Source organism: Pseudomonas sp. GCM10022186, assembly GCF_042656385.1.
GTDB lineage: Bacteria > Pseudomonadota > Gammaproteobacteria > Pseudomonadales > Pseudomonadaceae > Metapseudomonas.
The window spans coordinates 54,534-74,095 of the sequence record NZ_JBHSOU010000047.1 but is presented as its reverse complement, the minus strand read 5'-3'; the positions used below and the strand labels follow the sequence as shown (position 1 = coordinate 74,095).

Sequence of the window (19,562 nt, the reverse complement as noted above, 5' to 3'; positions counted from 1 at the left end):
GGGAACACGGTGCCGCCGTAGTTGGCGCTGGTCGGGTTGTAGTGGCGGCCCTTGCCGGAATCCAGCTTGACGCCGAGCAGGCCGAGGGCGTCGACGCCCACGCCGACCGTGCCTGCGGTGTAGCCCGAGGCGTAGTTGAAGAGGAAGCCCTGGCCCCATTCCTCCTGCTTGGACGGCAGCGCGGTACCTTCGCGGTTGTCCGAGTTGATGTAGAAGTTGCGCAGGGTCAGGCTGGCCTTGCTGTCTTCGATGAAACCGCCGGCGGCGGCCTGCTGGGCCAGCACGCCGAGGGCGACGGCCAGGCAAAGAGGCGACATTCTCATTGTTCTACTCCTGTGGATGGTTCTGCGAGCCTCCCTCTCCTGCCAGCATTCGCTGTATTGTTTTGTATATAGCGATAGGCGAACATTCGAAGCCGACCGAAATGGTTGGCGATACCGGGAGCAGGAAGGCGCGCATCAGAGCGAAACTTGACCTTAAAGTCAAATTCTTAAAAAATGCCCGCCAGCGCTATATAGTTTTTTACATAGCGAAACTCGAACAAGAACAGCTCATCCACCAGGAGTCACCCCATGAGTCATCGCCTCACCCGCGCCGCTGCCGCGCTCATCGCCCTGTTCGCCCTGGGCAGCGCGTCGGCCGCGGAAGTCCATGTGGCCGTCGCCGCCAACTTCACCGCGCCGATCCAGGCCATCGCCAAGGACTTCGAGAAAGACACCGGCCACAAGCTGGTGGCCGCCTATGGCGCCACCGGCCAGTTCTATACCCAGATCAAGAACGGCGCGCCCTTCGAGGTGTTCCTCTCCGCCGACGACAGCACCCCGGCCAAGCTGGAGAAGGAAGGCGACGCCGTACCCGGCTCGCGCTTCACCTACGCCATCGGCACCCTGGTGCTCTGGTCGGCGCAGGACGGCTATGTGGACGCCAAGGGCGAGGTGCTGAAGAACGGCCAGTACAAGCACCTGTCCATCGCCAACCCGAAGACCGCGCCCTACGGCCTGGCCGCTACCCAGGTGCTGGACAAACTGGGCCTGACCCACACCGTGAAGCCCAGGCTGGTGGAAGGCCAGAACATCACCCAGGCACTGCAGTTCGTCTCCAGCGGCAATGCCGAGCTGGGCTTCGTGGCCCTGTCCCAGGTGTACAAGGATGGCAAGATCACCAGCGGCTCCGCCTGGATAGTGCCGGCCGAGATGCATGAGCCGATCAAGCAGGACGCGCTGATCCTGAAGAAGGGCGAAGCCAATCCGGCGGCCAAGGCGCTGGTGGATTACCTGAAGGGGCCGAAGGCTGCGGAAGTGATCAAGTCCTACGGCTATCAGCTGTAAGGATCGCTACGGCGGAAATGCACTCGTAGGGGGATAGCGCTTTTCTATCCACCATCGTCGCCAGACCGAACACCGAGGGTGGACCGGTGAAGCGTGGTCCACCCTACGAAAGCAGGCCAGGGCGGGCGGCGACTCAGTCGTCGCCGCCCTCCTCCATTGCGGCCTTGAGGGCCTCATAGGCCGGGGCGGCGTAGATGCCGACGTCCACGGCCAGTTGCATGACCTTTTCCAGGTCGCACTTGTAGACCAGCACGCACTGCAGCTCGTCATCCAGCGGCTCGCTGATGTCCACCAGCACATAGCCACCCTTTTCCGGGTAGAGGCTGCCCATCTGCACCTGGATACGGTTGAGCGCCTTGAGCGGCTCCACCTTCACCAGTTGCTTGGGCTTGAGCACGAAATTCACGCTGGGACCGAAGGAATCCACCACCTGCTGGAACAGCTGGTCATAGCTGTCGGCCTGGAACAGCACGGTTTCCGGCAGGCTGCCCACCACCACCCATTCGCCGAGGGGAATGGGGAAGCTGTCGTCGTAGTTGATATCCGGGTTGGCGGCGAGGAAGGCGTCCGGGTCGGCGTAGGCCTGGGCCGCTTCATCGGCTACGCGCTGGATCTCGTCCTCGGCCATGCAGCCGGAGCTGATTGCGGTGATCAGTTCGATGAGTTGCTGTTTCACGGATGAGGCCCTGTCGCTGGAGGTTCGAAGGGGCGTAAGGATACAGGGAAGCCATAAAAAAAGCGGAGGACCCTTGCGGGCCTCCGCCACTTCAGCACACCACGCTGAGTAAATCAGGTCGTACGGATCAGATGATCGAAGGCGCTCAGCGATGCCTTGGCGCCCTCGCCCACGGCGATGACGATCTGCTTGTAGGGCACGGTGGTCACGTCGCCGGCGGCGAACACGCCCGGCACGTTGGTCTGGCCCTTGGCGTCGACGATGATCTCGCCGCGCGGGGTCAGCTCCACCACACCCTTCAGCCATTCGCTGTTGGGCAAGAGGCCGATCTGCACGAAGATGCCTTCCAGTTCCAGTGTGCGCAGCTCGTCGCTGCTGCGGTCCTTGTAGACCAGGCCGTTGACCTTCTGGCCATCGCCCTTCACTTCGGTGGTCAGCGCACTCTTGATGATGGTGACGTTGGGCAGGCTGCCCAGCTTCTTCTGCAGCACCGCGTCGGCCCGCAGCTTGTCATCGAATTCGATCAGGGTGACATGGGCGACTATGCCAGCCAGGTCGATGGCCGCTTCCACGCCGGAGTTGCCGCCGCCGATCACCGCCACGCGCTTGCCCTTGAACAACGGGCCGTCACAGTGGGGGCAGTAGGCCACGCCGCGGCCACGGTATTCCTGCTCGCCGGGGACGTTCATCTCGCGCCAGCGGGCGCCGGTGGAGAGGATCAGGGTCCTGGCCTTCAGGGTCGCGCCGCTCTCGAACTTCACCTCGTGCAACTCGCCCTCGGCCTTGGCCGGAACCAGGGCGGTGGCGCGCTGCAGGTTCATGATGTCGACGTCGTACTGCTTGACGTGCTCTTCCAGGGCGCGGGCCAGTTTCGGGCCCTCGGTCTCCTGTACGGAGATGAAGTTCTCGATGGCCATGGTATCCAGCACCTGGCCGCCGAAGCGCTCGGCGGCGACACCGGTGCGGATGCCCTTGCGGGCGGCATAGATGGCGGCGGAGGCGCCGGCGGGGCCACCGCCGATCACCAGCACGTCGAAGGCGGCCTTGGCGTTGAGCTTCTCGGCATCGCGGGCGGCGGCGCCGGTGTCGATCCTGGCGAGGATTTCCTCGGCGCCCATGCGGCCCTGGCCGAACAGCTCGCCGTTGAGGTAGATGCTCGGTACCGACATGATCTGGCGCTCGTTCACTTCATCCTGGAACAGCGCGCCGTCGATGGCGACGTGGCGGATGTTCGGGTTGAGCACGGCCATCAGGTTCAGTGCCTGCACCACATCGGGGCAGTTCTGGCAGGACAGCGAGAAATAGGTTTCGAAGTTGAACTCGCCCTCGATGGCCTTGATCTGCTCGATCACGTCACTGGCGAGCTTGGACGGATGGCCGCCCACCTGCAGCAGGGCCAGCACCAGCGAGGTGAACTCGTGACCCATGGGGATACCGGCGAAGCGCAGGGAAATATCCGCGCCCGGGCGGTTCAGGGAGAACGACGGGCGGCGGGCGTCGCTGCCATCGGTCTTCAGGGTGATCTTGTCGGTCAGGCCGACGATGTCTTGCAGGAGCCCGAGCAGTTCGCGGGATTTGTCGCTGTCATCGAGGGAAGCGACGATCTCGAACGGCTGGGTGACCTTTTCCAGGTAGGCTTTCAACTGGGCTTTGAGATTGGCGTCCAACATTACTGCGATCTCCATGAATCTGCGGGCATGAATCACCCCTCGACGGACGCTGGCGTCCGCCCTTGCGGTCCGAGGGGCTTGATACGGGGCGGATGGCGAGCTGCCATCCGCCTTGGCAAACGGCAAAATGGGATGGAACGCGTCGCGAGCGACGGCAGTGCAAGGCGAAATCAGGCCAGGGCGCGGAGTTTACGAGCTGTAAATGAGCAGCCCGAGCCTGATTTCAACGCAGCAATGCCTAGCGCAGCAGCGTTCCGCCCATTTTTAGATCTTGCCGACGAGGTCGAGGGAAGGCGCCAGGGTGGCTTCGCCTTCCTTCCACTTGGCCGGGCAGACTTCGCCGGGGTGGGCGGCCACGTACTGGGCGGCCTTGACCTTGCGCAGCAGTTCCTGGGCGTCACGGCCGATACCGCCGGCGTTGATCTCGACGATCTGGATCTTGCCTTCCGGGTCGATCACGAAGGTGCCACGATCCGCCAGGCCGGCTTCTTCGATCAGCACTTCGAAGTTCTTGGACAGGACCCAGGTGGGGTCGCCGACCAGCGGGTACTGGATCTTGCCGATGGTGTCGGAAGTGTCGTGCCAGGCCTTGTGGGTGAAGTGGGTGTCGGTGGACACGCCGTAGATTTCCACGCCCAGCTTCTGGAATTCGGCGTAGTTGTCGGCCAGGTCGCCCAGTTCGGTCGGGCAGACGAAGGTGAAGTCAGCCGGGTAGAAGAACACAACGGACCACTTGCCCTTCAGGCTGGCTTCGGTCACTTCGACGAACTGGCCCTTGTGGTAGGCGGTAGCTTTGAACGGTTTGACTTCGGTATTGATCAGAGACATCGCAACGTCCTCGTTGGGTTAGAAAATTTACCCGACGAAGACTATGGGGTTATTCCAAAAAGATCATATTGATTGAGGGCATCAGATCGATTGATCACCTCAATCCATGACCTGGACGCCGTGCCCCTCGCGGGCTACAGCGTCCAGGAGCCTTGCCTCAGCCCAGGCTTTCATCCAGCAACAACACCAGTTTTCCTTCTACCTGGTTGCTGGCGAGGGTCTCGAAGGCCGCCTCGGCGTCCTTGGCCGCGAAGGCCTTTTCCAGCCGCGGTTGCAGGCGGCCCTCCGCGAACAGCGGCCAGACATGCTGGCGCAGTTCGCTGATGAGGTCGGCCTTGAACTGCTCGTCACGGCTGCGCAAGGTGGAGCCGATCAACTGCACCCGCTTGCCCAGCAACAGGGCCATGTCCATTTCGGCCTTGCGCCCCCCCATCAGGCCGATGTTCACCCAGCGGCCATCGGAAGCGGCCAGGGCCAGGTTGAGGCTGGCGTAGTTGCCACCCACCGGGTCGAGGATCACATCGAAGGGACCGAAGTCCCGCAGGCTTTCCAGGTCCTCGCCACGCAGGGCGCCGCCCTGGGCACCGAGGGATTGGCAATAGGCCAGGCGCTCGGCCGAGCCCACGCTGACCCAGCAGGGATTGCCAAAGGCCTTGCACAACTGGATCGCGGCCGAGCCGACACCGCTGGCGCCGGCGTGCAGCAGCACCTTCTCGCCGGGCTTGAGCGCCGCCAGCTGGAACAGGTTGAGCCAGGCGGTGGCGTAGACCTCAGGGAGCGCCGCGGCTTCGGCCAGGGACAGACCTTCAGGCACCGGCAGCACATGGCGGGCATCCACCACCACTTCCTCGGCCATGCCGCCACCGGCCAGCAGGCAGCAGACCCGGTCGCCCACCTGCCAGGCGCCGCTGCCGGCCCCCACCTCGACGATCACCCCGGACGCTTCCAGGCCGAGGATGTCGCTGGCCCCCGGCGGCGGCGGATAAAGCCCCGCGCGCTGCAGCAGATCGGCGCGGTTGAGGCCGGCGGCGGCCACGCGAATGCGCACTTGTCCCACATCACAGGCCGGACTGGCCCGCTCCCCCCACTCCACGCGTCCCTCGACGCCTTGCAATGCCTTCACGGTGCCTCCATAGTGAGCTTGGTCCAGACCCGGCGGCTCTGCCGGGACTCCGCTTTGCGCCCTGGGAACCTGGCGCTCTCAAATACGGCCTAATATGCGTTATCACCTGTCCCGACGTCGAATCAGCATGAAGCGCTCCCTGATCAGTTCCGCACTCGCCCTGGCTCTCAGCGTCAGCGTCCTGCCGCTGCACGCCGCTCCCACCGCCCCGAACAGTTGGGACGCCCTTCAGCCCGACCGCGAACAGGTCATCGCCAGTCTCAACGTGGTGGAGCTGCTCAAGCGCCACCACTACAACAAGCCGCCGCTCAACGACGAACGTTCGGCGAAGATCTACGAGGGCTACCTCAAGCTCCTCGACCCCGCAAGGATGTACTTCACCGCCGGCGACATCGCTGAATTCGACAAATGGCGCACCCGCTTCGACGACCTGCTCAAGAGCGGTGACCTCGAACCCGGCTTCATCATCTACAAGCGCCACCTGGACCGCCTGAAGGAACGCCTGGACTTCGCCCTGGCGATGCTGGAGAAAGGCGTCGACAAGATCGACTTCAACGTCGACGAAAGCCTCGAGACCGACCGCGAGAAGGCTCCCTGGGCCAAGGATCGCGCCGCCCTGGACGACCTCTGGCGCAAGCGCGTGAAGGATGAAGTACTGCGCCTGAAGCTCGCCAAGAAAGAGCCCAAGGCCATTCAGGAGCTGCTGGTCAAGCGCTACAAGAACCAGCTCTCCCGCCTTGACCAGACCCGCGGGGAAGATGTGTTCCAGGCCTACATCAACGCCTTCGCGCAGACCTACGACCCGCACACCCAGTACCTCTCCCCGGACAACGCGGAGAACTTCGACATCAACATGAGCCTGTCCCTCGAGGGCATCGGCGCCGTACTGCAGAGTGACAACGAGTACGTGAAGGTGGTGCGCCTGGTGCCGGCCGGCCCGGCCGAGAAGAGCAAGCAGGTAGCGCCGGCGGACAAGATCATCGGCGTCGCCCAGGGCAACGGCGAGATGGTCGACGTGATCGGCTGGCGCCTGGACGAAGTGGTCAAGCTGATCCGCGGCCCGAAAGGCTCGGTGGTGCGCCTGGAAGTGATCCCGGCGAGCAACGCGCCGAACGACCAGACCAGCAAGGTGGTGGCCATCACCCGCGAGGCGGTGAAACTGGAAGAACAGGCGGCGAAGAAATCCGTCCTCAACCTCGAGCATGAAGGCAGCAAGTTCAAGCTCGGGGTGATCGAGGTGCCGGCCTTCTACCTGGACTTCAAGGCCTTCCGTGCCGGCGACCCCGAGTACAAGAGCACCACCCGTGACGTGAAGAAGCTCCTTGGCGAGCTGCAGAAGGAAAAGGTCGACGGCGTGGTCATCGACCTGCGCAACAACGGCGGCGGTTCCCTGCAGGAGGCCACCGAGCTGACCGGCCTGTTCATCGACCAGGGTCCGACCGTGCTGGTGCGCAACAGCGACGGCCGCGTCGACGTGCTGGCCGACGAGAACACCGGTGCCTACTACACCGGCCCCATGGCCGTGCTGGTGAACCGCCTGTCCGCTTCGGCCTCGGAAATCTTCGCCGGCGCCATGCAGGACTACCACCGTGCGCTGATCATCGGCGGCCAGACCTTCGGCAAGGGCACGGTGCAGACCATCCAGCCGCTCAACCACGGCGAGCTGAAGCTGACCCTGGCCAAGTTCTACCGCGTCTCCGGCCAGAGCACCCAGCATCAGGGCGTGCTGCCGGACATCGAGTACCCCTCGGTGGTGGACACCAAGCAGATCGGCGAGAGCGCGCTGCCCGAGGCCATGCCCTGGGACAGCATCCGCCCGGCGATCAAGCCCGAACTCGACCCCTTCAAGCCCTTCCTCGTCGAGCTGAAAGCGCGCCATGACGCACGCACCGCGCAGAACCCGGACTTCGTCTACAGCCGCGAGCGCCTGGAAATGGCGCAGAAGCTGATGAAGGACACCGTGGTCAGCCTCAACGAGACCAAGCGCCGCGCCGAACAGGCGGACATCGAAGCCAAGCAGCTGGCCATGGAGAACACCCGCCGCAAGGCCAAGGGCGAGGAGCTGTTGAAGGAACTGAAGACCGAGGACGAAGACGCCCTGCCGGTGGAAGAAGAGAAGACCAAGCCGGAAGACGACGCCTACCTCACCGAGACCGGGCAGATCCTGCTGGACTACCTGGGCCTGAACGCCGCGGTGGCAAAACATTAAGTGATGTCATAACGCCGTCACACAACTGTCGTGAAATCCCGGGGCCGCACATGCGGCCCCACTCTTTTTCACGAGTAACACCATGACCGTCACCGAGCAGTTGAGCGCACTGGGCCCGATCCTCGCTCACGGCGACCTCCATAGCCTGTTCCAACCTATCCTGTCGCTGTCGGAACGGCGCATCCTCGGCTACGAAGCCCTGACCCGCGGCCCCTCCAACAGCCCGCTGCACTCCCCGATGACGCTGTTCGCCGTGGCGCGGCATGCGGGCCGCCTGAGTGAGCTGGAAATGGCCTGCCGCAAGAGCGCGTGCCGCCGTTTCAAGGATCTCGAACTCGACGGCCTGCTGTTCCTCAACGTTTCCCCCGAATCCTTGCTGGACCCGGCACACCAGCCGGGCCGTACCCTGAAGATGCTGCAGGCCTTCGGTATCCCGCCCAGCCGCGTGGTGATCGAACTCACCGAACAGACCCCCACCGAGGACTTCAACCTGCTGGACACCGCCCTGCACCACTACCGTGCCATGGGCTTCTCCATCGCCCTGGACGACCTGGGCGCCGGCTACTCCAGCTTGCGCCTGTGGTCCGAACTGCGGCCCGACTACGTGAAGATCGACCGCCACTTCATCGACGGCATCCACCAGGACGCGGTGAAGCGAGAATTCGTCGAGTCCATCCTGAAGATGGCCAAGGCCTCCCGCGCCCAGGTCATCGCCGAAGGTATCGAGCTGACGGAAGAACTGGCGGTGCTGGCGGAAATGGGCATCGACCTGGTCCAGGGCTACCTGCTCGGCCGCCCCCAGGAACACCCGTCCCGCGATGCCCGCACGCTGTTGCCGGCCTTGGAGTCGGTGGGTGGCATGGGCGAGGAGAACAGCGATCTCTCCGCCCTTCTCCGCGAGCAGCCAGCCGTGCATCAGGAGACGCCCATCCATGAAGTGCTGGAAGCCTTCCGTGCCCAGGCCAACCTCAACTCGCTGGCGGTGCTGGATTCCTTTCAGCGACCGGTAGGCATCGTCCACCGCCACCTGCTGTCGGAAGCCCTGCTCAAACCCTTCGCCACCGACCTCTTCACTCGAAAGCCGGTAAGCCGCCTGATGAGCACGGATTTCCTGGCCGTGGAAAGTGGGCAATCGCTGCAGCAGGTCAGCCGGCTCATCACCAGCCGCGCCCGGCAGCGCATCGAGGAAGACTTCATCATCGTTCTCGACGGGCGTTACCGGGGGCTGGGCCGGGTGATCGACGTGCTCAAGCTGATCACCGAACTGAAGATCCAGCAGGCCCGCCACGCCAACCCGCTGACCCTGCTTCCGGGCAACGTGCCCATCCAGCAGTGCCTGACCCGCCTGCTGCAGCAACGCCGCCAGGCGGTGATCTGCTATGTGGACATCGACAGCTTCAAGCCCTTCAACGACCTCTACGGTTACGCCAGGGGCGATGAAGTGCTGCTCTGCCTCGCCCAGTGCCTCGGCGAACGGGTGGACCCGGCGCGGGACTTCGTCGGTCACATCGGCGGCGACGATTTCATGCTGGTGCTGGGGTCCGCGGACTGGCGCATGCGCCTCAACCATCTGCTGGAGGATTTCCAGGGTCAGTGCCGGCGCTTCTACCGCCACGAGCACCTGCAAGCCGGGTGCTTCGTCGCCCACAACCGCCACGGCCAGCGCGAGGAATTCCCGCTGCTGTCACTGTCCATCGGCGTGGTGATGCTCGAACCTGAAGACTGCCCGCGGCTGGACGCCGCGGAACTGGCCGGCCTGGCTTCGGAAGCCAAGCGCCACGCCAAGGCCAAGCCGGGCTACAGCCTGCATATCATCGAGGCGGATTGCACAGATATGGGCTACGGCGCGGCGTAGGGTGAAAATCCGCGTGGCGGATTTCCACCGCTGCAAGCCTGCCAGGGACGTCTCGTCAAAGCCCTAGATCGCCAGCCCGACGGGCTGCCCGCTCAGCGGCCTCGGCATCGGGCTCCAGGCCCGGACCGCCATCGCGGTAGAGCTCGGCCAGCTTGCGCGCTGCCAGGGGATGGCCGGCCTCGGCGGCCAGGCTCCACCAACGCGCGGCCTCGGCGGCATCCGGTGCCTGCCGGGCGTCGCCCGCCAGGCTCAGCACGCCCAGTTGGTAGGCGGACTTGCCGTCTCCCGCGCGGGCCGCCAGGCGCAGCAGACGAATGCCCTCCTCCCGCGCCCCGAACCCATGGCCCCGATGCAGCAACAGATGGCCGTAGAAGCTCTGGGCCGCCACATCGCCCTGCGCAGCCATGCGCGCGTACTGGCCCTGCATCCACAGCCAGGCGCGGGGCTGTGCCACCAGCCTGGGAAAGCGCATCAGCCAGCGCGCCACCTGGTAGCCGATCCGCGCCCGTAGCTTCCAGAGCATCAGTGCTCCTCGGGATAACTGAACTCGAAGACCCGTACCACTTCGGAGGCATGCCAGGACGCGGCGGCCGTGCCGTCCGGCGGGCCGGAGAAGCGGCCCAGACGCTCGACGCACTCGAAGAAACCCGTGCGCGGCAACCGGCTTGCGCCCTGGCTGATCACCAGGGAGCTGCGCAAGGGGCGCTCGGCGCGGGCATCGAGGGCGGCCAGGTGTTCGAGGGCGGCCGTGAGGGTCTGCATGGCCGGGGACGGCAGTTGCAGACGCTCGATCAAGGCCCGATAGGTCAGCAGGTGACGCTGGCGGCGAGCGTCCTCGAGTTCATCCAGCAGGGCTTGCCAATGCTGGCGGCTGATACGCAGGCTCAAGATCCGGACTCCCAGCCGGATACCCCGAGTACGCGGGCGAGGCCGCGCTTGATGGCTTCGTCAGGCTCTCGCTCGCCGCTCTCGATCAACCCCAGATAGTGGGGGCTGATACCGACGGCGCGGGCCAGTTGCTCCAGGCTCTGCCCCTGGGCCTCACGTAGCGACTTCAGTTGCCCGAGCGCCGATCTGGTGGATTCGGCGGCCGGCTCCGCAGTGGCCTGGCCGGCGGCGCGCAGCAGGGCCTGATACTCGGCCCAGGGCAGTACCGCATACTCCGCCTGGCCGTCACGCATGATCACTTGCACACTCATTGAAGCTCCCCGTGGAACGCAGTGCCGACTGCTTCAGCACCTCCATGCAGGCGGCCATAGTATCAGGCCGAGCGCCCGCAAAGGGTGAACTATACTGCGTCCACCAGGCGGGGGAAGGCTCGTGACGCGGCATTTTCGTGTGGCTCTGTGGATACTCGCCAGCCTCTGGCCCGGGCTGCTGCTGGCCGAAGAACTGCGCTGGGGTTTCGGGCCGGCGGACGGCATGCCCTATGTGGACGTGAGCGATCACGCGCTTCTCGGCGGATTCATCCAGCGCCTCGGCGAACGCATCGCCAAGGAACTCTCGGTGCAGGTGCGATTCGTCGAAACCCCCAACAAGCGGGTCGAGGAATCCCTCAAGAGCGGGCGCATCCACCTGATCTGCAACGCCAATCCCGAATGGATGATGGACGCCTCGACCTATCACTGGTCCCCACCCCTGTTCGAAGAAGAAGACGCGCTGCTGCAGCACCGCGACTCACCGACCATCGCCGGCCTGGGCGACCTGCGGGGAAAGGTGGTGGGCACCAGCCTGGGCTACGCCTACAGCATGCCGCTGATGGAAGCCTTCGCGAACAACCTGGTGGTGCGCAAGGACGTACGTGACCTCGACACCCGGCTGAACCTGCTCAGCCGCAAGCGCCTGGATGCAGTGATCGACATGCGCCGCGCCCTCACCTACGAACTGGCGCTGCACCCCAATCCGGTCGTGGTGTTCAGCCCCTGGGTCGTCGACCGCTACCCGCTGCACTGTGCCTACGGCAGTCATCTGCCACTTTCCGCGGAGCGACTGGACGCTGCATTGCAGAACCTGCGGGACAGCGGCGAACTGGACCACCTGCTGCAGGGTGAGCAGCGCCGCGCCGGGCTTCAGGACCGTTGAGAGTCGGGCGCCGGCAGGCGCTCCAGGGCCGCCCGTACCTCCGGCGCCTGCGCCGCGCGCCAGGCGCGGAAGGCATCCAGCTCACCACTCCAGGTCTTCAACACCCACGCCAGCACCGCCAGGTCGTCGACGAAACCCAGTCCCACCAGGAAGTCCGGAAGGGCGTCCAGGGGAGTGACGAAATAAATCAGGGCACCCACCACGGCGAGGAAGGCTTTCGGGTTGATCTGCCGGTACTCGCCGCGCAACCAGGCATTGGCCAGGGACAGTAACAGTCGCAGATCGTCCTTCACCGACCCCAGCCGACCGCTCTGGCTCGCGCTCTTGCGCGACACCGCCAGCAACAGCGATGGCAAACGGCCCCCGGCGAGGAAACGCTGCGCCAGAGTCAGGTAACGCTGGAAATTCCAGGGTGCTTTCATCGGTACTCCTCGGCAGAAGCCTGGCCTAGAGAGCTTGGCGCGGTTATCCACGATTTCTGTGGATAACCTTGTGAGCAGTTTTTCACAGATTCGGGAAAAGGCCCATGTCATGGGGCTCCGCGTCAGATCGGGCAAATTTTACCCACCGTCAAAAGACCAGCAAAATCAAGCATTTGACCGGCGGGTCCGCAATGCGACCACAGGTCGCACTCGACACAGGCGTGGCCTCCCGGTCATGTGCATAACCGTAACACTTTCCCATCGCACCACCCGCGTTGTGACCAAAGGGTCGGCTCGCGGCTCGAGCGGGACCGCAGCGGAAACGAAAACGCCCCGTCGAGACGGGGCGTTTCCGGGAAAGCTGCCGCTTATTGCTTGTCAGCGGCGGCATCCTTGATGCCGATCAGTTCCAGGTCGAACACCAGCACCGAGTTGGCCGGAATGGCCGGGCTCGGGCTCTGCTCGCCGTAGGCCAGTTCGCTAGGGATATAGAGCTTGACCTTCTCACCCACGTGCATCAGCTGCAGGCCTTCGACCCAACCCGGGATCACGCCATTGACCGGCAGGTCGATGGGGCTGCCACGCTGAATGGAGCTGTCGAACACGGTGCCATCGGTCAACTTGCCTTCGTAGTGGACGGTCACCACGTCGGTGGCCTTGGGCTGCGCGCCCTCGGCTTTCTTGACGATCTCGTACTGCAGGCCGGAGGCGGTGGTCACCACGCCTTCGCGCTTGCCGTTGTCTTCGAGGAACTTCTTGCCGGCCTTGGCGTTCTCGGCGTTCAGCGCGGTCATGCGCTCTTCGGCGCGCTTCTGCAGGAAGGCGAAGGCTTCGACCAGCTCCTCATCCTTCAGGCGCTGCTCCTTCTTGCCGATGGCGTCTTCGATACCCTGGGCGACAGCCTTGGGATCGAGGTCGTCCATGCCTTCCTGGGCGAGGCTCTTGCCCATGTTCAGGCCGATACCATAGGAGGCCTTCTGGGCCGGTGTCTTGAGTTCGACGCTGGTCTGCGAGTCGCAGCCCGCGAGAACCAGGCCCACCAGGGCCACAGCGGCTGCCAACCGATGTTGTTTCATGCTGAATCCTTGTCTGTCGCCGTGATGGCAATACGATGGAACGGCGAGCTTAGCAGGCCGCCGCAAGTAGTGGCTATGGGCAATAGGAACAGAGACTTGACGATAAGTTCAGCGACTTGCGCAGCATCACGTAAGCAATGTTGTCGGCGTCGTCGGACTTTTCCCCGATGCAAGAAAAAGCCCCCAGGTATCGCTACCTGAGGGCTTTTGGAGTGGCGCAGCGGACGGGACTCGAACCCGCGACCCCCGGCGTGACAGGCCGGTATTCTAACCGACTGAACTACCGCTGCGCGAAACCGCGAAAATGGTGGGTGGTGACGGGATCGAACCGCCGACCCTCTGCTTGTAAGGCAGATGCTCTCCCGGCTGAGCTAACCACCCGGACGAGACCCGACAAGGGATCTCAACTAAAAGCCCCCAGGCACCTACCTGAGGGCTTTCGAATATGGCGCAGCGGACGGGACTCGAACCCGCGACCCCCGGCGTGACAGGCCGGTATTCTAACCGACTGAACTACCGCTGCGCGTAACTGCGAGATGGTGGGTGATGACGGGATCGAACCGCCGACCCTCTGCTTGTAAGGCAGATGCTCTCCCGGCTGAGCTAATCACCCTTCGCTCTCGAAGTGGGGCGCATTCTAGAGAGGTATCCCTACCCTGGCAAGCCCCCGATCGAAAAAAAATTTTCATGCCTTCCAAAGGCTTAGCTCAGGGTTGAGCCCGAAGCCTCCGGATGAGAATAATGCGCGCTTTGTGTCCGGAGGTTATCCCCCTATGTGGTTTCGCAACCTGCTTGTCTACCGCCTCACCCAGGATCTGAACATCGATGCCGAGGCGCTGGAAGCCGCGCTGGCCACCAAGCCGGCACGCCCGTGCGCCAGCCAGGAGCTGACCACCTACGGCTTCGTGGCGCCCTTCGGCAAGGGCCCGGATGCGCCGCTGGTGCATGTCAGCGAAGGCTTCTTCCTGGTCGCCGCGCGCAAGGAGGAACGCATCCTCCCCGGCAGCGTGGTACGCGATGCGCTGAAGGAGAAGGTCGACGAGATCGAAGCCGAGCAGATGCGCAAGGTCTACAAGAAGGAGCGCGACCAGCTGAAGGACGAAATCGTCCAGAGCTTCCTGCCGCGCGCCTTCATCCGCAAGTCCGCCACCTTCGCCGCCATTGCCCCGGCCCAGGGCCTGATCCTGGTCGACGCTTCCAGCCCGAAGCGCGCCGAAGACCTGCTCTCCACCCTGCGTGAAGCCATCGGCTCGCTGCCGGTGCGCCCCGCCTCGGTCAAGATCGCCCCCACCGCCACCCTCACCCAGTGGGTACAGACCCAGGAAGCCGCCAGCGACTTCTATGTGCTGGACGAGTGCGAGCTGCGCGACACCGACGAAGACGGCGGCGTGGTGCGCTGCAAGCGCCAGGACCTGACCAGCGACGAGATCCAGTTGCACCTGACCTCCGGCAAGCTGGTCACCCAGCTGTCCCTGGCCTGGCAGGACAAGCTGTCCTTCATCCTCGACGACAAGCTGGTGATCAAGCGCCTGCGCTTCGAAGACCTGCTGCAGGAAAAGGCCGAGCAGGACGGCGGCGACGACTCCCTCAGCCAGCTCGACGCCAGCTTCACCCTGATGATGCTGACCCTAGTGGAGTTCATCCCCCAGCTCTTCGAAGCCCTCGGCGGCGAAGAGATTCCCCAGGGCGTCTGACCCTGCCCCGCGCCGACCGGACTTGTCCGGTCGGCCAGGATGTGCAAAATATTGCGCAGCGTAAGGACGACCTTACCACTCTGCGAGTGATCACCGGGGACGGCCCCAGCTCAATCTGTCGTCCCTGTGGAGGTCACCATGTCCTGGATCATTCTCTTCTTCGCCGGCCTGTTCGAGGTGGGCTGGGCCGTCGGCCTGAAGTACACCGACGGTTTCAGCAAGCCGCTCCCCACCGCCCTCACCGTCGCCGCCATGCTCGTCAGCCTGGGCCTGCTGGGCCTGGCCATGAAGGAGCTGCCCCTCGGAACCGCCTACGCCATCTGGACCGGCGTGGGCGCGGTCGGCACCGTGATCGCCGGGGTCATCCTGTTCGGCGAGTCCATGGCGCTGGTGCGCCTGCTCAGCGTCACGCTGATCGTCGGCGGCCTGATCGGTCTCAAGCTCAGCCACTGACCCCCCGAATGGAAAAGCCGCCAATCGGCGGCTTGTCCGTTTCAGCGAGCGTCGCCGCGCAACTCGGCCACCTGCAACTGCAGGCTCTGGCGGTCGGCCGCTTCCGGCGACAGGGGCGAACCTGCCACCAGGCGGATGCGCGACCAGAAGCGACGGAACAACCCCTTGGCCGGGTCGCGGCTGAAAAAGCTGCCCCAGAGCCCCTGCAGCGCCATGGGGATCACCGGCACCGGGTTCTCCTCGAGGATACGCTCGATACCGCCCTTGAACTCGTTCAGCTCGCCGTCGGAGGTCAGCTTGCCCTCGGGGAAGATGCACACCACCTCGCCATTCCTCAGGTACTCGGCGATCCGCTTGAACGCGGCGTCATAGACCAGCAGGTCCTCATGGCGCGCTGCGATGGGCACGGTCCCGGCGGTGCGGAAGATGAAGTTCAGCACCGGCAGCTGGTAGATCTTGTAGTACATGACGAAGCGCACCGGCCGCCGCACAGCGCCCCCGATCAGCAGCGCGTCGACGAAGGACACGTGGTTGCACACCAGCACCGCCGGCCCTTCCTCGGGAATCGCCTCCAGGCCCTTGTGCTCCACCCGGTACATGGAATGGCCCAGCAGCCAGACCAGGAAGCGCATGCTGAACTCGGGCACGATCTTGAAGATGTAGCTGTTCACCGCGATGTTCATCAGCGACACCACCAGGAACAGCTCGGGAATCGACAGGCCGGCGACGCTGAGGAAGACGATCGAGACAATGGCCGACACCACCATGAACAGCGCATTGAGGATGTTGTTCGCGGCGATCACCCGGGCCCGCTCGTTCTCCGCCGTGCGTGCCTGGATCAGGGCATAGAGCGGCACAATGTAGAAGCCGCCGAACAGGCCGATGCCGAGGATATCGGCGAGGATCAGCCAGGCCTGGCCATGCCCCAGCAAGGCCAGCCAGTCATGGGGCACAGCGCCTTGCGGGAACTCGCCCGAATGCCACCAGAGCAGCAGGCCGAACAGCGTCAGGCCGATGGAACCGAAGGGCACCAGGCCGATTTCCACCTTGCCGCCGGACAACCGCTCGCAGAGCATCGAACCCAGGGCGATGCCCACCGAGAACACGGTGAGGATCAGCGTCACCACACTCTCGTCGCCGTGCAGCAGCTCCTTGGAATAGGCCGGGATCTGGGTCAGGTAGACCGCACCGAGGAACCAGAACCAGGAGTTGCCCACCAGCGAGCGCGACACCGATGGCCGCTGGCCCAGCCCCAGGCGCATGATCCGCCAGGACTGGCGGAAGATGTTCCAGTCCAGATTCAGCTCCGGCAGCGCCGCCGCCGCGCGGGGAATGCCGCGGCTGGCCAGGTAGCCCAGGCCGGCGGTGAGGACGATGGCGCAGGCCACCACCGGCTCGTAGCGCTCCACGGACATCATGATGCCCGCGCTGATGGTGCCGGCGAGGATGGCCAGGAAGGTGCCCATTTCCACCAGGGCGTTGCCCCCCACCAGCTCATCCTCGCGCAGCACCTGGGGCAGGATCGAGTACTTCACCGGGCCGAACAGCGCCGAATGGGTGCCCATGGCGAACAGCGCCAGGAACAGCAGCGGCAGGCTGTCGAAGAAGAAACCCAGGGCGCCCACCGCCATGATGGCCACTTCGGCCAGCTTGATGGCGCGGATCAGGGCGTCCTTGGCGAACTTCTCGCCGAACTGACCGCCCAGGGCGGAAAACAGGAAGAACGGCAGGATGAACAACAGTGCGCAGAGGTTGGTGAAGACGCTCTTGTCACCGGAAATGGCGAGCTTGTAGAGGATGGCGAGGATCAGCGACTGCTTGAAGATGTTGTCATTGAAGGCGCCGAGCAGCTGGGTCACGAAGAACGGCAGGAAGCGCCGCGTGCCCAGCAGGGCGAATTGCGAGTGTTGGCTCATCTTCCTTGGTACCTGGTGGTTGGCAGTGGGATAGCCCCGTGCGAGCAGAGTCGCACGTCGCTGATTGGACAGCAGGACACTGGCCGAAAGCCACATTCGCCGGAAAGATGTTTGCGCCATTGCGCAGAGATGATTCGTAGGAGCGAGCTCTGCTCGCGAATAAATTGGCCCACAGGGCGATGCCACGTCAGCCGTGCAGGGTGGATAGCGCTTTTCTATCCACCAGCGTGGCATTGCAAGACACCGATGGTGGAAATCCCCGAAGGGATTTCCACCCTACGCGCCGATTGATAGGGAATCTCCCGTTCAGATCGGCAGCTGCCCCAGCGCCCAGCGCAACAGGAAGAACAGCACCAGGCCGCCGAGGATGGTCGCCAGCAGGTGGCGGCTCAGGGCGGCTATCAGGATGGCGCCGAGCCCGGCCAGCAGGTAGGCGTTGTCCAGGGCCAGGTCGAAGTGCTGGCCGTCGGGCATCAGCATGCCCGGCACCACGATGGCGGTGAGCACGGCGGTCGGCACGTAGTGCAACCCCTGGCGCACCACCGGCGGAAAGCTCAGGTTCGGCCAGGCGAACAGGCTGTAGCGGATGGCGAAGGTGATGGCCGCCATGCCGAGGATCAGGAGCCAGGTTTGCACGAGATGCCCTCCCCCATCAGATCGAGGCGATAACGCCGCTCAAGCACGACGCCCACGGCGATTCCACTGAGGGCCGCCGCCATCAGGCCCAGCTTGTAGGGCAGCCCCTGGCAGGCCAGGGCCACGGCGCCGGCCACCAGCGCGGCGGCCACCTGCGGCTTGTCGCGCAGCATGGGGACGACTATGCCGATGAAGGTGGCGAGCATGGCGAAGTCCAGCCCCCAGGCCGCCAGGTTGGGCACCGCCTGGCCGAAGAGCACGCCGACCAGGGTGCACAGCTGCCAGTTCAGGTACATGGCGAGCGCGCCGCCGAGGAAGTACCAGTGCTTGTAGGGCGAGTCGTCCTTTCCCGCATAGCGGTGCTGGACCACGGCGAAGGCTTCGTCGGTCAGCCAGAAGGCCAGCGGCATCCGCCAGCGGGTCGGCAGGTGGCGCACGAAGGGCTGCAGGGTGGCGCTGTAGAGGGCATGGCGCAGGTTGACCACGAAGGTGGTCAGCAGCACCACCGCCGCCCCGGCGCCACCGCCGAGCAGGGTGATGGCGATGAACTGCGACGAGCCGGCGAACACCAGCAGCGACATGCCCAGGGTCTGCCAGGCGGACAGCCCCGCGCCGCCGGCCAGGGTGCCGAAGATGATGCCGAAGGGAATGGCGCCGACGATCATCGGGACTATGTCGCGGGCGCCGTGAATGAACTCTGTAGAACGGGACATGGGGCCTCCTTGTCCCGCAAGGCTAGCGCGCGGCTATCAGTGGGTCTTGAACGATCTTGCGCAGGCGTTGCGGTATTCGCCGGGCCCCACGCCGTAGGCCTGCTTGAATTGCCGGGTCAGATGGCTCTGGTCGGCGAAACCCAGCTGCGCCGCCACGCCGGCCGGTGCGCAGCCGGCCTTGAGCAGGGCCCGGGCCTGGTCCAGGCGCTGCTGCTTGAGCCAGGCATGGGGCGGCATGCCGGTGGCACGACGGAAGGTACGGGCGAAATGGAAAGGCGAGAGCCCCACCAGCGCCGCCAGTTCTTCCAGGGACGGCGGCTCGGCCAGTTGCTCGCGCAGCGCATCCTTGGCCCGCGACACCGCCAGGGGCTCACGGCCGGGCGTGCCGGGGTCGGGCAATTGGGCATGGCGGCGAAACAGCGCCAGCAGGGCTTCACGCCAGGCGGTCTGCTGCTCCAGTGCGCTGGCCTGGCCTTCCAGCAGGCGGTGCAGGCCGAGAAAGCCCTGGACCAGGTCGGCGTCCCGGTGCACGCTGCCGCGCAGGGCCGGCAGGCCGGCGACCGGCAGCTCCAACTCCTCGAGCACGGAGCGGACCTGCGTGGCCTCGGGGTAGAACACCCGGTAGCGCCAGCCCTGGTCGTCGCCCTTGGAACCGGTGTGCACTTCGTCCGGGTTGATCAGCGCCAGGCTGCCGGCCGGTGCCAGATGATCCACACCGCGATAGCGGTAGCGCTCGGCGCCGGCCTCGATCACGGCGATGGCGTAGCCGTCATGCACATGGGGGGCGAAGCGGTGCTCGATATAGCGCGCAGCCAGCAGTTCCAGGCCGCCCAGGTGGCCTGCCTGCCAGAAATGCGCGTTCTCCCGGAGCTCGCCCACGG

The 19,562-nt window shown here is 64.8% G+C and carries 19 protein-coding genes, 4 tRNA genes and 1 pseudogene; 6 read left to right on the top strand and 18 right to left on the bottom strand.

Annotated elements, in window-relative coordinates:
- Nucleotides 1-323, bottom strand: a pseudogene (locus tag ACFPU0_RS17030) (OprD family outer membrane porin); the annotation flags it as partial.
- A gap of 249 nt (nucleotides 324-572) precedes the next feature.
- Here ACFPU0_RS17030 and modA point away from each other — a divergent pair.
- Nucleotides 573-1,328 (top strand): molybdate ABC transporter substrate-binding protein, encoded by a 756-nt coding sequence (gene modA / locus ACFPU0_RS17025; RefSeq protein ID WP_377694418.1) that lies wholly within the window; start codon nucleotides 573-575, stop codon nucleotides 1,326-1,328.
- Nucleotides 1,329-1,461: 133 nt separating this feature from the next.
- Here modA and ACFPU0_RS17020 read toward each other — a convergent pair whose 3' ends face one another.
- From ACFPU0_RS17020 to ACFPU0_RS17005, 4 genes are all read right to left on the bottom strand, one after another.
- Nucleotides 1,462-2,004, bottom strand: coding sequence for a hypothetical protein (locus ACFPU0_RS17020; RefSeq protein WP_377694417.1), 543 nt, complete (start codon nucleotides 2,002-2,004; stop codon nucleotides 1,462-1,464).
- A gap of 113 nt (nucleotides 2,005-2,117) precedes the next feature.
- Nucleotides 2,118-3,674 (bottom strand): alkyl hydroperoxide reductase subunit F, encoded by a 1,557-nt coding sequence (gene ahpF, locus ACFPU0_RS17015; RefSeq protein WP_377694416.1) that lies wholly within the window; start codon nucleotides 3,672-3,674, stop codon nucleotides 2,118-2,120.
- A gap of 264 nt (nucleotides 3,675-3,938) precedes the next feature.
- Nucleotides 3,939-4,502, bottom strand: a complete 564-nt coding sequence (gene ahpC, locus ACFPU0_RS17010; RefSeq protein WP_377694415.1) for an alkyl hydroperoxide reductase subunit C — start codon at nucleotides 4,500-4,502, stop codon at nucleotides 3,939-3,941.
- 157 nt (nucleotides 4,503-4,659) lie between these two features.
- The gene (locus tag ACFPU0_RS17005; RefSeq protein WP_377694414.1) at nucleotides 4,660-5,625 is read right to left on the bottom strand and encodes an NAD(P)H-quinone oxidoreductase; all 966 of its coding nucleotides are present in this window, start codon (nucleotides 5,623-5,625) and stop codon (nucleotides 4,660-4,662) included.
- Between the two features lie 127 nt (nucleotides 5,626-5,752).
- Here ACFPU0_RS17005 and ACFPU0_RS17000 point away from each other — a divergent pair, with 127 nt between their 5' ends.
- Together ACFPU0_RS17000 and ACFPU0_RS16995 are read left to right on the top strand one after the other, a co-directional pair.
- Complete coding sequence (locus ACFPU0_RS17000) at nucleotides 5,753-7,834, top strand: carboxy terminal-processing peptidase (RefSeq protein WP_377694413.1); 2,082 nt, start codon at nucleotides 5,753-5,755, stop codon at nucleotides 7,832-7,834.
- Nucleotides 7,835-7,916: 82 nt separating this feature from the next.
- Entirely contained in the window at nucleotides 7,917-9,689 is a 1,773-nt protein-coding gene (locus tag ACFPU0_RS16995; RefSeq protein ID WP_377694412.1) for a bifunctional diguanylate cyclase/phosphodiesterase, read from the top strand.
- 55 nt (nucleotides 9,690-9,744) lie between these two features.
- On the opposite strand, the gene ACFPU0_RS16990 is transcribed toward ACFPU0_RS16995, so the two are convergent.
- From ACFPU0_RS16990 to ACFPU0_RS16980, 3 genes are read right to left on the bottom strand one after another with little or no spacing between them, the layout of a single operon-like run.
- On the bottom strand, nucleotides 9,745-10,212 hold the full coding sequence (locus ACFPU0_RS16990; protein WP_377694410.1) for a tetratricopeptide repeat protein: 468 nt from the start codon (nucleotides 10,210-10,212) through the stop codon (nucleotides 9,745-9,747).
- Nucleotides 10,212-10,577: a hypothetical protein gene (locus ACFPU0_RS16985; protein WP_377694409.1), complete on the bottom strand. Its 366-nt coding sequence runs from the start codon at nucleotides 10,575-10,577 to the stop codon at nucleotides 10,212-10,214. Before ACFPU0_RS16985 ends, ACFPU0_RS16990 begins: the two co-directional genes overlap by 1 nt.
- Nucleotides 10,574-10,888: a helix-turn-helix domain-containing protein gene (locus ACFPU0_RS16980; RefSeq protein ID WP_377694408.1), complete on the bottom strand. Its 315-nt coding sequence runs from the start codon at nucleotides 10,886-10,888 to the stop codon at nucleotides 10,574-10,576. Before ACFPU0_RS16980 ends, ACFPU0_RS16985 begins: the two co-directional genes overlap by 4 nt.
- 121 nt (nucleotides 10,889-11,009) lie before the next feature.
- On the opposite strand from ACFPU0_RS16980, the gene ACFPU0_RS16975 reads away from it, so the two are divergent.
- Nucleotides 11,010-11,771, top strand: a complete 762-nt coding sequence (locus ACFPU0_RS16975; protein WP_377694406.1) for a substrate-binding periplasmic protein — start codon at nucleotides 11,010-11,012, stop codon at nucleotides 11,769-11,771.
- On the opposite strand, the gene ACFPU0_RS16970 is transcribed toward ACFPU0_RS16975, so the two are convergent.
- The 6 genes from ACFPU0_RS16970 to ACFPU0_RS16945 all read right to left on the bottom strand — a co-directional run bounded on the left by ACFPU0_RS16970 (nucleotide 11,759) and on the right by ACFPU0_RS16945 (nucleotide 13,882).
- Nucleotides 11,759-12,193 (bottom strand): YkvA family protein, encoded by a 435-nt coding sequence (locus ACFPU0_RS16970; protein WP_377694404.1) that lies wholly within the window; start codon nucleotides 12,191-12,193, stop codon nucleotides 11,759-11,761. The genes ACFPU0_RS16975 and ACFPU0_RS16970 overlap by 13 nt on opposite strands.
- 368 nt (nucleotides 12,194-12,561) lie before the next feature.
- Nucleotides 12,562-13,269 (bottom strand): FKBP-type peptidyl-prolyl cis-trans isomerase, encoded by a 708-nt coding sequence (locus ACFPU0_RS16965; protein WP_377694403.1) that lies wholly within the window; start codon nucleotides 13,267-13,269, stop codon nucleotides 12,562-12,564.
- A gap of 213 nt (nucleotides 13,270-13,482) precedes the next feature.
- Nucleotides 13,483-13,559 (bottom strand) — tRNA-Asp (locus tag ACFPU0_RS16960).
- Between the two features lie 15 nt (nucleotides 13,560-13,574).
- Nucleotides 13,575-13,650 (bottom strand) — tRNA-Val (locus ACFPU0_RS16955).
- A 65-nt stretch (nucleotides 13,651-13,715) separates the two neighbouring features.
- Nucleotides 13,716-13,792: transfer RNA gene (locus ACFPU0_RS16950), tRNA-Asp, on the bottom strand.
- A 14-nt stretch (nucleotides 13,793-13,806) separates the two neighbouring features.
- Nucleotides 13,807-13,882 (bottom strand) — tRNA-Val (locus ACFPU0_RS16945).
- 160 nt (nucleotides 13,883-14,042) lie between these two features.
- On the opposite strand from ACFPU0_RS16945, the gene rdgC reads away from it, so the two are divergent.
- Together rdgC and sugE are read left to right on the top strand one after the other, a co-directional pair.
- Nucleotides 14,043-14,963, top strand: coding sequence for a recombination-associated protein RdgC (gene rdgC / locus ACFPU0_RS16940; protein WP_377694402.1), 921 nt, complete (start codon nucleotides 14,043-14,045; stop codon nucleotides 14,961-14,963).
- Nucleotides 14,964-15,101: 138 nt separating this feature from the next.
- Complete coding sequence (gene sugE, locus ACFPU0_RS16935) at nucleotides 15,102-15,416, top strand: quaternary ammonium compound efflux SMR transporter SugE (protein WP_377694401.1); 315 nt, start codon at nucleotides 15,102-15,104, stop codon at nucleotides 15,414-15,416.
- 41 nt (nucleotides 15,417-15,457) lie between these two features.
- Here the strand turns inward: sugE and ACFPU0_RS16930 are convergent, their stop codons facing one another.
- The 4 genes from ACFPU0_RS16930 to ACFPU0_RS16915 all read right to left on the bottom strand — a co-directional run bounded on the left by ACFPU0_RS16930 (nucleotide 15,458) and on the right by ACFPU0_RS16915 (nucleotide 19,560).
- A complete protein-coding gene (locus ACFPU0_RS16930) occupies nucleotides 15,458-17,332 on the bottom strand; it encodes an MFS transporter (RefSeq protein WP_377694400.1) in 1,875 nt (624 codons plus the stop codon).
- Between the two features lie 306 nt (nucleotides 17,333-17,638).
- Entirely contained in the window at nucleotides 17,639-17,968 is a 330-nt protein-coding gene (locus ACFPU0_RS16925; RefSeq protein WP_377694399.1) for an AzlD domain-containing protein, read from the bottom strand.
- The gene (locus ACFPU0_RS16920) at nucleotides 17,950-18,681 is read right to left on the bottom strand and encodes an AzlC family ABC transporter permease (RefSeq protein ID WP_377694398.1); all 732 of its coding nucleotides are present in this window, start codon (nucleotides 18,679-18,681) and stop codon (nucleotides 17,950-17,952) included. The genes ACFPU0_RS16925 and ACFPU0_RS16920 overlap by 19 nt, the downstream gene beginning before the upstream one ends.
- A gap of 36 nt (nucleotides 18,682-18,717) precedes the next feature.
- A complete protein-coding gene (locus ACFPU0_RS16915) occupies nucleotides 18,718-19,560 on the bottom strand; it encodes an AraC family transcriptional regulator (protein WP_377694397.1) in 843 nt (280 codons plus the stop codon).
- Between the last annotated feature and the right edge of the window lie 2 nt (nucleotides 19,561-19,562).

Excerpts from the sequence above, each read along its gene's own strand:
- modA (WP_377694418.1), top strand. The coding sequence starts at position 573 with ATGAGTCATCGCCTCACCCGCGCCGCTGCCGCGCTCATCGCCCTGTTC.
- ACFPU0_RS16965 (WP_377694403.1), bottom strand. The coding sequence starts at position 13,269 with ATGAAACAACATCGGTTGGCAGCCGCTGTGGCCCTGGTGGGCCTGGTT.
- rdgC (WP_377694402.1), top strand. The coding sequence starts at position 14,043 with ATGTGGTTTCGCAACCTGCTTGTCTACCGCCTCACCCAGGATCTGAAC.
- ACFPU0_RS16995 (WP_377694412.1), top strand. The coding sequence starts at position 7,917 with ATGACCGTCACCGAGCAGTTGAGCGCACTGGGCCCGATCCTCGCTCAC.
- ahpC (WP_377694415.1), bottom strand. The coding sequence starts at position 4,502 with ATGTCTCTGATCAATACCGAAGTCAAACCGTTCAAAGCTACCGCCTAC.
- sugE (WP_377694401.1), top strand. The coding sequence starts at position 15,102 with ATGTCCTGGATCATTCTCTTCTTCGCCGGCCTGTTCGAGGTGGGCTGG.
- ACFPU0_RS16970 (WP_377694404.1), bottom strand. The coding sequence starts at position 12,193 with ATGAAAGCACCCTGGAATTTCCAGCGTTACCTGACTCTGGCGCAGCGT.
- ACFPU0_RS16930 (WP_377694400.1), bottom strand. The coding sequence starts at position 17,332 with ATGAGCCAACACTCGCAATTCGCCCTGCTGGGCACGCGGCGCTTCCTG.
- ACFPU0_RS16990 (WP_377694410.1), bottom strand. The coding sequence starts at position 10,212 with ATGCTCTGGAAGCTACGGGCGCGGATCGGCTACCAGGTGGCGCGCTGG.
- ACFPU0_RS16980 (WP_377694408.1), bottom strand. The coding sequence starts at position 10,888 with ATGAGTGTGCAAGTGATCATGCGTGACGGCCAGGCGGAGTATGCGGTA.
- ACFPU0_RS16920 (WP_377694398.1), bottom strand. The coding sequence starts at position 18,681 with ATGTCCCGTTCTACAGAGTTCATTCACGGCGCCCGCGACATAGTCCCG.
- ahpF (WP_377694416.1), bottom strand. The coding sequence starts at position 3,674 with ATGTTGGACGCCAATCTCAAAGCCCAGTTGAAAGCCTACCTGGAAAAG.
- ACFPU0_RS17000 (WP_377694413.1), top strand. The coding sequence starts at position 5,753 with ATGAAGCGCTCCCTGATCAGTTCCGCACTCGCCCTGGCTCTCAGCGTC.